10 protein-coding genes are annotated in these 12696 nt (G+C 71.4%); 2 read left to right on the top strand and 8 right to left on the bottom strand.

Annotation, left to right across the window (positions count from 1 at the left end; translation table 11 throughout):
* Positions 1-10: 10 nt before the first annotated feature.
* Both ABZ851_RS17930 and ABZ851_RS17925 read right to left on the bottom strand, forming a co-directional pair.
* The gene (locus tag ABZ851_RS17930) at positions 11-1966 is read right to left on the bottom strand and encodes a hypothetical protein (RefSeq protein ID WP_361128169.1); all 1956 of its coding nucleotides are present in this window, start codon (positions 1964-1966) and stop codon (positions 11-13) included.
* Positions 1963-2376 (bottom strand): hypothetical protein, encoded by a 414-nt coding sequence (locus ABZ851_RS17925; protein ID WP_361128166.1) that lies wholly within the window; start codon positions 2374-2376, stop codon positions 1963-1965. Before ABZ851_RS17925 ends, ABZ851_RS17930 begins: the two co-directional genes overlap by 4 nt.
* A gap of 698 nt (positions 2377-3074) precedes the next feature.
* Between ABZ851_RS17925 and ABZ851_RS17920 the strand changes: the two genes are divergently transcribed.
* Entirely contained in the window at positions 3075-3620 is a 546-nt protein-coding gene (locus ABZ851_RS17920; protein WP_361128163.1) for an RNA polymerase sigma factor, read from the top strand.
* Positions 3620-4270 carry a hypothetical protein gene (locus ABZ851_RS17915; protein WP_361128160.1) on the top strand — a complete coding sequence of 217 codons (651 nt, stop codon included), beginning with the start codon at positions 3620-3622 and terminating at the stop codon, positions 4268-4270. The genes ABZ851_RS17920 and ABZ851_RS17915 overlap by 1 nt, the downstream gene beginning before the upstream one ends.
* 131 nt (positions 4271-4401) lie before the next feature.
* On the opposite strand, the gene ABZ851_RS17910 is transcribed toward ABZ851_RS17915, so the two are convergent.
* The 6 genes from ABZ851_RS17910 to ABZ851_RS17885 all read right to left on the bottom strand — a co-directional run bounded on the left by ABZ851_RS17910 (position 4402) and on the right by ABZ851_RS17885 (position 12688).
* Positions 4402-5787: an aspartate aminotransferase family protein gene (locus ABZ851_RS17910; RefSeq protein ID WP_361128157.1), complete on the bottom strand. Its 1386-nt coding sequence runs from the start codon at positions 5785-5787 to the stop codon at positions 4402-4404.
* Positions 5784-7664 (bottom strand): 1-deoxy-D-xylulose-5-phosphate synthase, encoded by a 1881-nt coding sequence (gene dxs / locus ABZ851_RS17905; protein WP_361128154.1) that lies wholly within the window; start codon positions 7662-7664, stop codon positions 5784-5786. The genes ABZ851_RS17910 and dxs overlap by 4 nt, the downstream gene beginning before the upstream one ends.
* A 125-nt stretch (positions 7665-7789) precedes the next feature.
* The gene (gene hpnH, locus ABZ851_RS17900) at positions 7790-8815 is read right to left on the bottom strand and encodes an adenosyl-hopene transferase HpnH (RefSeq protein WP_361128151.1); all 1026 of its coding nucleotides are present in this window, start codon (positions 8813-8815) and stop codon (positions 7790-7792) included.
* Between the two features lie 5 nt (positions 8816-8820).
* Positions 8821-9486 (bottom strand): 1-hydroxy-2-methyl-2-butenyl 4-diphosphate reductase, encoded by a 666-nt coding sequence (locus ABZ851_RS17895; protein ID WP_361128148.1) that lies wholly within the window; start codon positions 9484-9486, stop codon positions 8821-8823.
* A complete protein-coding gene (gene shc, locus ABZ851_RS17890; RefSeq protein WP_361128145.1) occupies positions 9486-11516 on the bottom strand; it encodes a squalene--hopene cyclase in 2031 nt (676 codons plus the stop codon). The genes ABZ851_RS17895 and shc overlap by 1 nt, the downstream gene beginning before the upstream one ends.
* A 107-nt stretch (positions 11517-11623) precedes the next feature.
* Positions 11624-12688, bottom strand: a complete 1065-nt coding sequence (locus tag ABZ851_RS17885; RefSeq protein WP_176956330.1) for a polyprenyl synthetase family protein — start codon at positions 12686-12688, stop codon at positions 11624-11626.
* Between the last annotated feature and the right edge of the window lie 8 nt (positions 12689-12696).

Genomic DNA, 12696 nt, shown 5'->3' with positions numbered 1-12696 from the left:
GAGCCCCGTGTCACTCCAGCACGTTGGAGCAGACCGGGGAGATCTCCTGGGTGTCCTTGATCTCCTCCTGCAGCGCCTTGCTCGCCACGAGCGCGGCCACGACATCGGGGTGCATACGGGCATCGTCCCCCTCGCGCTCCTTGGCGTCGGCCACGCTGTTCCGCTCGTCCGCCCGGGTCTGGAGGGCGGACTTCACCTTGGCGTCGGTCGCCTTTCCGGCCGCGGCACGCAGGCCGGCCGCCACCCGTCTGGACTGGTCGACGAAGGCTTTCGTCGTGCGCAGGTCCGTCGGCCGCTGGGTGGGAACGATGATCTGTTTGGCCTCGGCGCAGCCTGCGGGCGCCTCGTTCGCGTTCGTCACCACCACGACGGTGGCGGCGGCCGCGACCGCCACGGCGGCGGTTCCCGCCGTGGCGGCAGTGTTGGCGGAGGCGAGTTTTGCCAGGTAGCTGAACAGGCTGCCGATCTTCGCCGTCGGGGCGACCGGCGCGGTGAGGAGCGCCAGGGCTGCGGCCACGGCGAGTTTGTCGCCCTTCAGCAGATTGCGGATCTGCTCCTCGGTGCTGACGAAGTACCTGAGGTCCTTGCTCATTCCGCCGTGCGTCGCGGCGACCTTGCCCAGCATGTAGAGCTGCAGCGCGATCTGCCCGCGGCCGGCCGTCAGCGCGGCCGGCGCGGCGACCCTGACGAGGCGGGAGAGCAGTACCCACTGCTGTGCGTCGTTCAGGGCGCGTGCGACGGTCAGCAGCAGATACGGGTCCGGTCCCGGCGGCGCGGTCTTCGCCGTGAGCCCCGCCGTCAGGCCTTCAGCGGCGGTCGCCGCGGCGGTGGGGGCCCAGTTCTGGTGGCGGACCGCGGCGAAGGCGTCCTCGGTGATCCGGTAGGTGCCGCCGCTGTAGGTGACCAGACGGCGGTCGTGGAGTTCCGGCCCGGCCTCCGCGGCCCGCGGGTCTCCGGTGACCGGTGCGAACCAGGCATCGGTCAGCGGCACGCCGAAGGTCGCCAGCGCGACCAGCGCGTTGCGGGCCGGTTCGCTCAGGGCGACGGCCAGGGCCTCGGCCTGCTGCCGCGGGCTCAGCAGGCCCGGATCGACCGGCGGGGGCTGGTCATGGGGCTCCCTGGCCGCCGCCCTGGCACGCCATTGGTCGGAGCCCTTGATGAACTCGGCGTACTGGCGCAGGCGCTGGGGTTTGCCCTCGGCCATCCGGTAGGCATGGTCGAACTGCAGGTTCTGCAGGCCGACCGGGCCCGGCGTCAGCCCGAGTTCGGAGCTGAGCAGCTTGATCGCGGCGGCGCGGGCCAGGGGCTGGACATGGTGCGCCGCCGCCGTGTCCGGCAGGGTCGGGTACGGGGACGTGAAGAGGAACGTGCAGCCGGAGAAGGTCTGCATCACCCGGGCCACGTCCTCCCGGCTCAGTGCGCAGTCGAAGACGGTGAGGTGGACGTCGGAGACGTGGGCGACGGCCTCGTGCAGCATGGTCTCGTCGACCCCGCGCAGGAAGGTCTTGCCGAAGAACGCCTCGGTCAGCCGCTGATAGAGGCTTTCCAGGGTGCCGGTCTCCCCGGCCCGGGGCGCCAGCACGTGACCGCGCCGTCCCTGCGCCGCCAGCTTCCGGTGCACCTCCTCGGCGATCGCCTTCTTCCCGACGTCGGCAGCCCCGTAGAGCTGGACGCTGGTGCCCCCGGTCAGCTGCCTGACGGTCCGTTCCACGATCTCGTCGCGGCCGAACAGGTCGGCCCGGGCGGGAGCCCGCAGGGGAGGGGGCTCACGCAGCGGCAGTTCCAGCACGCTCTCGGTCTCGACGAACTTGCCGTCGACGTAGACGACGTTGAGGGTGTAGTCACCCGTGCTCACATTGCCGCGGACATCGCCGTGGACCACGACCGAGCGCCGGTCGTCGGCGCGGGCCGGATCCTGGGACACCGGGGCCGCGGACCGGTCGGCCGGCCCGGACTCGCCGCTCACCGGCGCTGGATGTTGATCGCGGCGTCCCCGGTCGACACGATCCCGGGAACGCTCCCGCTCACCGCCACGCTCCGGGCACCGTCGGCCTGTGCCGCCGGCGGTGCGGGAAGCAAGGCCGCCAGCTCCGCGGCCAGCGACGGGCTTTCGGCCAGCACGCCCCTGAGCCGAAGGCGCAGTGCCGCCAGCGCGTCCGGATCTCCGGCTGTTGCCGCCAGGTCGGTGACCGCCGCCTCGATCGGCGCGCGGTCCGGGGTGCGGCGCAGGATCCGGTCCAGCAGCCGCTGGCCCAGCCGTACCGTCGCGTCGGCTGCCTGGTCCTCGGCCCGGTGCAGCACGCTGACGCCATAGGCGCCCACTGCCGCGCCGACCGCGGGCACGATCTGACCGACTAACGCATTGATGTCGGACACTGTTCTCCCCCGTGGTTGTCCTGATGAACAACAGTCAGGTCGACAAGCGCGGCTCATCCCGGACCGGGCTTCACACTGACCGCCCTACGTCTTCCCGAAACGCCGCCGTTTACTCCCGTCCACGCCCGTCACTTCGGTCTCGACGGCGGCACCCACGGCCACCCCGCCCGTTTTCGCGAGCGTGAACTCGCCGTTTTCGAACGCTAGTTACTGGTCATTAAACATAAAGTCAATGTGTCATCCATCACTCTCCCCAAGAAAAGCGCAGGTCGCAGCACTGTACGCAGTTGATCGATCACGTTCGGCTGATTATCTGTGCGTCGCGGTTAACCCTGAGGGGGTCCCCCATCGGTGAGAGGGGCAGGAACGCACGTTCCGCCCCACCCGCCACAGGGCGGGTGGGCAGCAACTCTCTTGAAGGGAGGGCTCGTGGAGCCTTTGGGGCACTCATGGCCCTGGCACGCGCTGGCCGTCTTCGGCGCCTGCCGGTTGACCGCCGCAGGACTCGACGCCCTTGTCCGGCGTGTGACCCACACCGCCTCGCAGGCCGCGGTGCACCGGCACGTGTGCGGAGGTGCCGCGCCGGAACCACAATCCGGCGCACGCCTCACTCCCCGTCCGGAGCACGGCACCCACCACGTCCCCGGCGGCCCGGCGGTGCCGCGGCCGCAATCGGGCCCGCGCTGCGGGGAGGGCCGGTGAACGAGCACTTCCCCGCGGCCCGGCCCACCGCCGACCTCCCGCTGGACTTCGAAGCGTTCTTCCAGCGCGAGCAGAAATCGTTCCTCGCCCTCGCGTGCTTCAAGCTCCGGGACCGGCGCGACGCGGAGGACGCCGTCCTCGAAGCCGGCCGCCGTATGTACGCGAAGTGGGAGCGGATCCTGGCCCATGTGAATCCGACGGCGATGGCCTACCGGATCCTCCACGGCGTGATCGGCGACTTCTACCGCCGCCAGATCCGCGACGCGCGCGTCCAGGCCTTCGCCGAGCCTCCGGACCGGCCGGACAGCTCGTACCTCAAGGAACTGGGTGACCACGAACCGCTCGACCTCGCGCTGGACGAGCTGGAGTCCCGGGCTCCTCTCCAGGCCAATTCCGTGCGCCTCTACTACCTGGCGGGACTGTCGTACGGGCAGATCGCCGAACGGCTGGGGACCACTCCCGGCTCGGCGAAGGTCAGCGTGAGCATCGGTCTGCAACGCCTCAAAGAGATCATGACGAAACGTTCCGGAAGGGACGAGTGATGCTCGAAAACGCGCTCCGGCTCCAAGCCGAGAAGATCCGCGACGAGTACGCCGACCACGACGTGTCCGCCTTCACCCGGCGCCTCGCCGAGGCCATCGCCGACAAGGGGTGCCGGCCCCCCGGGCGTGTCACCCGCGCGGCGGCCGGCGGCGGCCGTCCCGTCCCCGTCCGCCCGGCGGTGCTCCCCGGCCGCCGCCGGCGCCGGCCCACCCCTCTCCTCGACCCGGCGGTCGCTCCCGCGGCCGTCCTGGTCGAGGTCCGGCGGCTGTGCCAGATCGTGCTGCGCAGCGATGACGTCGATGCGCTCGGCGCGTTCGCCGCGGATTACGACCCGGTGGGCGCCCGGACATTCGCCTGCCTGCTCTACAGCCTCGACAAGTGGGAGGGCGCGCTGTACTGGTGGCGTTTCGCCGCCGGGGCGGGCGACGAGCTGGCGGCCCATCTGCTGGCGGTCCATCACGCGGCCGTCGGGCCGTGGCCCGAAGCCCGGGTGTGGCGTGCGATGGCGCGGCTGATGGGCTTCGCCTTCGATGTGCACCTGCCGGTGCCCGTACGCGGGTCCTCGGAACTCGCCCAGGGCTTCGCCCGCTCCCTGGACAGGAGCCTGCGGACGTTCCTGACCGAGAGCCGGCTGCCGGCCGGCCTCTGACCCCTCGGTGGTCCGGCGGCCTCCCCCGCCGGACCACCGGCTTCGCCACGTACGCGGCCGGGGACCACCGGGCGTCCCGGGCCAGGTCGTCATACGCCGCGTCCCGTGGTCCGGCCCCGGCCGCCACCGGCCTACTCGCGGCGCCCCAGGCGGGCCTTGACCAGCGTCCGGCCGAAGTCCCACATCAGACCGCCGCCTTGGTGGGCATCGTCCATGACGGCGGTGAACGCCTCGACGAAGCGGTCGACTTCGCGCTCGCCGATGATCAGTGGGGGGATCAGCTTGATGACTTCGAGGTGGTCGCCGGAGACCTGGGTCAGGATGCGGTGGCGCTGCAGCAGCGGCACCACGACCATCTGCGCGAACAGCCCCTTGCGGGCGGCCTGCAGCATCGTCCAGCGGCTGCGCAGACCGAGCGAGGTGGGGCGGCCGAACTCGATGCCGATCATCAGGCCGCGGCCCCGTACGTCGTGCAGCAGCTCGTACGTGTCGACCAGCGCGGCGAGGCGGGAGCGCAGCAGCTCGCCGGTGTGCCGGGCGCCCGCGACGATCTGCTCGTCCTCCATCACCGAGAGCACCGCCAGACCGGCCGCCATCGCCTGGGCATTGGCGCCGAAGCTGGCGGAGTGCACCAGCACCCGGTCCATGGACGAGTAGACCTTCTTGAAGATCCAGTCCTTGCCGAGGGTCGCGCCGACGGGGACGTAGCCGCCGGACAGCGCCTTGGCCACACACACAAGATCCGGCTCGACGCCGTCCTCGTGCTGGTAGGCGAAGAAGTCGCCGGTGCGGCCGAGGCCGGTCTGCACCTCGTCGGCGATCAGCAGGGCCTTGTGCCGGTGCAGCAGCTCCTGTGCGGTGCGCAGGAATCCGGGCGGGGCCGGGTGGACGCCCTTGCCCTGGATCGGTTCGACCACGAACCCCGCCACATCGCCGCGCTTCAGCTCCCGCGCCAGTGCGTCCAGATCCCCCATCTCGATGGCGGTGTCCGGCAGCAGCGGGGCGAAGCCGTCCCGGAAGCCGTCCTCGCCGTTGACGGAGAGCGAGCCGGTGGTCAGGCCGTGGAAGGCATGGGTGCAGTAGAGGATGCGGGGTCTGCCGGTGGCGTAGCGGGCGAACTTCAGGGCGGTCTCGACGGCTTCGGTGCCGCTGTTGCCGAAGAAGACCCGGTCCAGGTGGGGCGCGCAGGTCAGCAGTTTCTCGGCGAGCAGGCCGGGCAGCGGCTGGCAGTCGAAGCGGGTGAGATCGGCGAGCTGGGCGTCCAGGACGTCGTGCAGCGCCTTGCGGACGACGGGGTGGTGCCGGCCGAGGCCCATCACCCCGAATCCGGCGAGCATGTCCAGGTAGTCCTGGCCGTCGGCGTCCCAGAAGTAGGCGCCTTCGGCCCGCTCGTAGACCTTGTCGAAGCCGATGGTGTGCAGCATGCGCGGGAGCTGGTGGTTGAGGTGGCGGGCGTGCAGGTCGTAGCGCTCGCCGCCGCGTGCGGCGAGCAGTGCGGTGAGATCGAATCCGGTCACGCGTGGCTCTCCTTACGGGCCAGGGCGGCGCTGATCCGGCCGGCGATCTCGGCCGGGGTGAGGCCGAGGTCGGCCAGCAGCTCACCGCGCTTGGCGTGTGCCAAGAACTGCTCGGGGAGGCCGAAGGTCCGCAGCGGCACGTCCACACCGGCGTCCCGCAGCGCCTGGCCGACCGCCCAGCCCACGCCTCCGGTCCGACAGTTGTCCTCGACGACCACCACCATGGCGTGGTCCGCGGCGAGCCGGGGGACGGCCTCGTCGACCGGTTTGACCCACCGCGGGTCGATGACGGTCGTATCGACGCCGCGTGCCGTGAGAAGTTCGGCGACCCGCAGACAGACCGGCGCCAGCACGCCGACCGCGACCAGCAGGACGTCGGGATGCGGCGCCCGGTGGAGGACATCGACACCGCCGGTCCGGTCCACGGCCGGGACCGGATCGTCCACCGGCTCCTTGGGGAAGCGGACGACGGTCGGTGCGTCGGCCACGTCCAGCGCTTCGCGCAGCTGGGCGCGGAGCTGGTCGGCGTCGCGCGGCGCGGCGATCCGCAGGCCGGGGACGACCTGGAGGACCGACAGGTCCCACATGCCGTTGTGGGAGGCGCCGTCGGTGCCGGTGACACCGGCCCGGTCCAGCACGAACGTGACTCCGCACTTGTGCAGCGCCACATCCATCAGCACCTGGTCGAAGGCCCGGTTGAGGAAGGTGGCGTAGACCGCGACGACGGGGTGCAGACCGCCGGTGGCCAGCCCCGCCGCCGACACCACCGCATGCTGTTCGGCGATGCCCACGTCCCACACCCGGTCGGGGTAGGCCGCGGCGAATTTCCCGAGCCCGACCGGCTGCAGCATCGCCGCGGTGAGGGCGACGACGTCGGCACGTTCGGCGCCGATACGGACCATCTCGTCGCCGAACACGGAGGTCCAGGACGGCCGGGCCGCCGGGGTGACGGGTGCGCAGGTCAGCGGGTCCATCACGCCGACCGTGTGGAAGTGGTCGGCCTCGTCCTCCAGGGCGGGCCGACAGCCACGGCCCTTCTCGGTGAGGCAGTGCACCAGGACCGGGCCGTGGAAGCCCTTCGCGCGGCGCAGCGCCGATTCGACGGCCGCGATGTCATGGCCGTCGATCGGTCCGAGGTACTTCAGCCCCAGGTCCTCGAACAGGCCCTGGGGCGCGAAGGCGTCCTTGAAGCCCTTCTTGGCGCCGTGCAGGGAGCCGTAGAGCGGCGGTCCGACGACCGGGGTGCGCTGGAGCACGTCCTTGCCCCAGGCCAGGAACTTCTCGTAGCCGTCGGTGGTGCGCAGGGTGGCGAGGTGGCCGGCGAGGCCGCCGATGGTCGGGGCGTAGGAGCGCTCGTTGTCGTTGACGACGATGATCAGCGGACGGTCCTTGGCGGCGGCGATGTTGTTGAGGGCTTCCCAGGCCATCCCGCCGGTGAGCGCGCCGTCCCCGATGACGGCCACCACATGGCCGGTGCCGCCCCGCACCTGCCGGGCCTTGGCCAGGCCGTCGGCCCAGCCCAGCACCGTCGAGGCATGGCTGTTCTCGATGACGTCGTGCGCGGACTCGGCGCGCGAGGGATAGCCGGACAGGCCGCCCTTGGCCCGCAGCTTGGAGAAGTCCTGTCGGCCGGTCAGGAGTTTGTGTACGTAGGCCTGGTGGCCGGTGTCCCACAGGATGCGGTCGGCGGGTGAGTCGAAGACCCGGTGCAGGGCGATGGTCAGCTCGACCACGCCCAGGTTGGGCCCCAGGTGGCCGCCGGTACGGGCGACGGCGTGCACGAGGAAGTGCCGGATCTCCGCGGCGAGTTCGGCAAGGCGCCCGGCGGGGAGCGCCTTGAGGTGGTGTGGCTGCCGGATGTTCTCCAGCATCGTCATGTGCGCTCCCCCTCCGGTTCGGCTGACAGGGACCGGCCGGCCCGGCTCGTGCGGCCATGCGGCGCAGGAGCCCGGCCGGACCGGGACGACGGGGCGGCCGGGCGCGGCTCACCGCCGGTGGGCGGTCACCCGCGGTTGCCCGCGACGGTCTCCTTGGCCGCCCGGAGGGATTCCTTCAGCGACCCCATGGTGGCGAGGACGGCGGTCGGCTCGTAGCCGCAGTGCGCCATGCAGTTGGCGCAGCGCGGGTCCTTGCCGCGGCCGTACTTGTCCCAGTCGGTCTCCTCGATGAGCTCCCGGTAGGTGGGGACGTACCCGTCGCTCATGAGGTAGCAGGGGCGCTGCCAGCCGAAGAGCGAGTAGTTGGGGATCGCCCACGCCGTGCACGGGAAGTCCGCCTTGCCCTCCAGGAAGTCCAGGAAGAGCGGGCTGTGGTTGAGCCGCCAGCGGCGCCGGTTGCCGCCGGCGAAGGCCTTCTTGAACAGCTCGCGGGTCTGCTCCACACCGAGGAAGTGCTCCTGGTCGGGGGCCTTCTCGTAGGCGTAGGCGGGCGACAGCATCATTTCGTCGACCTGCAGGTCGTCATTGAGGTAATTGAGGACCTCGATGATGGTCTGCGGGGTGTCGGTGTTGAAGAAGGTGGAGTTGGTGGTGACCCGGAAGCCGCGCCGCTTGGCCTCCTTGATCGCTGCCACCGCCTCGTCGAACACGCCTTCCTTCGCGACGGATTCATCGTGCCGTTCGCGCATGCCGTCGATGTGCACGGCGAAGGCGAAATACGGCGAGGGCGTGAAGTTCTCCATCTTCTTGCGCAGCAACATCGCGTTGGTGCACAGGAAGACATACTTCCGCTTGGCCACCAGCTGCCGCACGATCTCGTCGATCTGCGGATGCATCAAGGGCTCGCCACCGGCAATGGAGACCATCGGGGCGCCGGACTCCAGCACCGCACCGACCGCCTGCGCCACCGGCATACGCTGTTTGAGCACGCCCGCCGGATGCTGGATCTTCCCGCAGCCCTCGCATTTCAGATTGCACGCGAAGAGCGGTTCCAGCTCGACAATGAGCGGGAACTTCTCCCGCCGGCGGATCATCTTCTGTTCAAAAAGATAGGTCCCGACCCGGATGGACTGACGGAGCGGCATGGCCATCTGGCTCACCTCCAGGGGAGCAGCAAAGAACGGTGCCATTCGTAGAAAACAGGAAGTACGGAGCGCAGCACTCGGAAGGCCGATATTCCACCGCGCACCGTGCCGATGCGTACGAGTTCATGTTCTGGAGCGTCCACGACCACCCGGACGGCCGCAACCGGACGGCTGCCGGCCCGCCGGGCCACCCGGAGGGTCACGGCGGATTCCATGTCCACCGCGACCGCACCCGCGGCGTGCAGCGCGGCCCGCTCCGCGCCGCGAACGACGTGGTCGGAGCCGCGCAGCAGCCCGGTGTGCACGGTCAGCCCGCGCTGTCGCAGGGCCCGGAACAGCGGGCCGTTGTCGTGGCAGAGCACCTCCGGCGCGTCCGCATGGTGATCGCGGGTGGCCTCGGCCACGACCACGTCCCCGGGGCGCATCCCGGGAGCAAGGCCGGCGCAGAAACCGCTGGCCACGACGGGAGAACCCTCGGTGACCGCACCCGCACGCAGCGCATGGACGAGGGCCCGTTCGGCCGCCTGTGGGCCCATGCCGGTACGGAGCGTGACCAGCTCCGGGCCGTCCCCTCGCGCCGCTCCCCCGCGGTCACCGCCGCGCAGCGCGAACCGCTCGATGCCGAGCGCACAGGCGACCAGCAGGGGCGGGCCCGCGTCCTCCGGGGGCCGCGGCATCAGGCCCCCACCGGTGCGGGGGCCGGTCCCCCGCCCAGGTAGCGGCCCAGGGCGGTCAGCGGGAAGACCTGGCGGTAGAGGTGATAGTTGATGGAGAAGTCCCAGGGGAAGCCCGTGCCGGTGAAGTACGGCTCGTCCCAGGTCCCGTCCTCGCGCTGGGTCGTGGTCAGCCAGCGCACTCCGCGCCGTACCGCCTCGCCGTCCCGCTCCCCGGCCGCGAGCAGCGCCATCAGCGCCCAGGCGGTCTGTGAGGCGGTCGAGGCGCCGCGCCCGGCCCACTTCTCCTTGTCCCGGTAGGAGCGCTGGTCCTCGCCCCAGCCGCCGTCGTCGTTCTGCACCTGCTCCAGCCAGCGCACCGCCCGGCGCACCGCGGGGTGCGAGGCGGGGAGGCCGGCCGCGGCGAGCGCGGGGAGCACCGAGCCCGTGCCGTAGAGGTAGTTGGTGCCCCAGCGGCCGAACCAGGCGCCGCTGGGCTCCTGTTCGGCCAGCAGCCAGGCGATGCCGCGGCGGGTGCGCGGGTCGTGGGTGCGGCCGACATCGGCCAGCATCTCGACGACATGGGCGGTGACATCGGCCGACGGCGGGTCGATGACCTCGCCGAAGTCGCAGAACGGCAGCCGGTTGGGGAACGGGCTGGTGTTGTCGACGTCGAAGGCGCCCCAGCCCCCGCCCTTGGACTGCATCCCGAAGTTCCAGCGCACCGCGCGGTCCACCGCGGCGGCGACCCGCTGCGGATCGGGGTGCTCGACCCGGCGCAGCGCGAGCACCACCTCGGCGGTGTCGTCGATGTCCGGGTAGTTGTCGTTCTCGAACTCGAACGCCCAGCCGCCGGAGGGGAGTTGAGGCCGTTTCACGCTCCAGTCGCCGGGCCGGCGGATCTGCTCGGCGAGCATCCAGTCGACGGCCTTGACCAGCTGCGGGTGGCCGGCGGGCAGCCCGGCGTCGGCGAGCGCGATGGTGGCCAGGCAGGTGTCCCAGACCGGGGACTGGCAGGCCTCGATCATCCGGGTGGGGCCGGCGGGACCGTCCTCGCGCCAGACGGCGAAACGGTCGAGGGAGGCCAGGCCGGCGCGCAGCACCGGGTGGTCGAGGTCGTAGCCGAGGAGGTGCAGGGCGATGACGGAGTAGACGGCGGGGGGCTGGATGCCGCCCCAGCAGCCGTCGTTCTCCTGCCGCTCGATGATCCAGCGGGCGGCGGAGCGCATCGCGGCGCCGCGCAGCTTGCGCAGGGCGACCTTGCGGTAGAGGTGCAGCGCCTTGTCCAGGCGCTGGAAGAGCCCGTCCCACGTGGTGGCGGGGGCGAGCGGCCGCGGCGGGTTGGGCCGGCGCGGATCGGTGTGCAGCTCGTCGAGGCCGAAGGGTGCCGGGCGCACCGGGCGCTTCGCCGAGACGATCGTCAGCGGCACGATGGTCTGCCGCGCCCAGCATCCGAAGTCATAGATGTTGAGCGGGAACCACGAGGGGAAGTAGATCAGCTCCGGCGGGAGCTGGGGCAGGTCGTCCCATTTCCACCAGCCGAAGAGGGCCAGCCAGATGCGGGTGAAGACCCGGGCCGCGGCGACTCCGCCCTGTTCGCGGACCCATGCGGAGGCCTTGGCCAGGTGCGGGGCGTCGGGGTCGTCCCCGGCGAGGCGCAGGGCGACATAGGCCTCGATGGTGGTGGAGAGTTCACCGGGCCCGCCGTGGAAGGTGGCCCAGGTGCCGTCCGCGCGCTGCTCGCCGCGGATGTGGCGGGCCGCGGCCTCGGTGATCTCCGGGTCCTGGATGCCCAGGAATTGACGGAGCAACAGGTCTTCGGCGTCCATCGTGACGTTGGTCTCGAGGTCGCCCTTCCACCATCCGGCGGGGTCCTGCACGGAGAGCAGATAGTCCGTGGCGCGGGCGGTCGCACGCCGGGCGGCTTCCGCCGTGTCCTGCGCCGCGGCGGTGCGCGCGGGCGTGGCTGTTGCGGTTGTCTCAGCGGTGGCATCGCTGGCCGAGGGGGCCCGGGGCGGCAGCGCCCCGGTGCTTCCGTCGGTCGTCGCTGTCATGGCTTCCCCTTCTGCAGTGAACTGTGCAAAGCGTGCTCAGGGATTCCGTCGGCCGGCGCCTGGCTGGCGCCGGCCGGCGACTGCGATCTATTCGGTGGAGCTGGTGCTCATCTCTCCCGGACAACGACGAAGTCCGCGAGTGCGACGAGCTGTGCACGGACCTTTTCCGGCATCTCGATCTCGTTCAGGGCGGCGATGGCGGTGGCGTGCTGGCGGCGCGCCTCCTGGGAGGTCCACTCGCGGCCGCCGGCCTCCTCGATGAGGGCCGCGCGGGAGGCAAACTCCTCCTCGGTGAAGTCGGCGATCTCGGTCTCGCTCTTCTTCGCGTCGTCGGCGAGGATCCGGGCGAGACGTTCGGCGGCCGGGCCCTCGGCGGCCAGCGCGGCGACGACCGGCAGCGACTTCTTGCGCTGGCGCAGGTCGCTCCAGGGCCGCTTGCCGGTGGCGTCCGGGTCGCCCCAGATGCCGAGCAGATCGTCGACGGCCTGGAAGGCGAGGCCGAGGTGGTAGCCGTACCGCTCCAGGGTGTCCGCGGTGCGGTCGTCGGCGCCGCCGAGGACCGCACCGATGGAGACGGCGCAGGCCAGCAGCGCGCCGGTCTTGTTGCCCTCCATCTCCAGGCACTCCTCGACGGTGACCCGCTCGCGGTGCTCGTAGGAGATGTCCTGGGCCTGACCGTCGATCAGCTTGCGGGAGGCCTGGGTGAGCCGGCGGGTGGCCCGGCCGGCGTCGACCGTGCCGAGCTCCAGCAGTATTTCGTTGGCGAGGGCGAACAGCGCGTCACCGACGAGGATGGCCTGTGCGGGACCGTGCACCTTCCAGACGGTGTCGCGGTGCCTGCGCTGCTCGTCGCCGTCCATGAGGTCGTCGTGCAGCAGCGAGAAGTTGTGCACCAGCTCGACGGCGACCGCGCCGGGGATGCCGGTCTCGGGGGCCGCGCCGGCGGCCTCGGCCGACAGCAGGGCGAGCGCGGGCCGTACGGCCTTGCCGCTGTCGCCCGTGGTGGGACGGCCCTCGGCGTCGATCCATCCGAAGTGGTAGGCGGCGACGGTGTCCATGGGAGGAGCGAGCCGGTCCACGGCGGCACGCAGCACGGGAGTGGCGAGTGTCCGCCCGCGCTCCAGCAGCGCGGTGACGCTCTCGGTGTCGATAGCTGGGGAAGCCGGGTTCACGGTTTCTC

Source organism: Streptomyces sp. NPDC047049, assembly GCF_040643995.1.
Classification (GTDB): Bacteria; Actinomycetota; Actinomycetes; order Streptomycetales; family Streptomycetaceae; genus Streptomyces; species Streptomyces mooreae.
Note: the sequence above shows the minus strand (reverse complement) of the source record. Positions and strands in the feature narration are given on the sequence as shown.

What these genes read in the sequence shown, in the direction of transcription:
- shc (WP_361128145.1), bottom strand. Translation starts at nt 11,516, where the DNA reads ATGACAGCGACGACCGACGGAAGCACCGGGGCGCTGCCGCCCCGGGCC.
- dxs (WP_361128154.1), bottom strand. Translation starts at nt 7,664, where the DNA reads ATGACGATGCTGGAGAACATCCGGCAGCCACACCACCTCAAGGCGCTC.
- ABZ851_RS17915 (WP_361128160.1), top strand. Translation starts at nt 3,620, where the DNA reads ATGCTCGAAAACGCGCTCCGGCTCCAAGCCGAGAAGATCCGCGACGAG.
- ABZ851_RS17895 (WP_361128148.1), bottom strand. Translation starts at nt 9,486, where the DNA reads ATGCCGCGGCCCCCGGAGGACGCGGGCCCGCCCCTGCTGGTCGCCTGT.
- hpnH (WP_361128151.1), bottom strand. Translation starts at nt 8,815, where the DNA reads ATGGCCATGCCGCTCCGTCAGTCCATCCGGGTCGGGACCTATCTTTTT.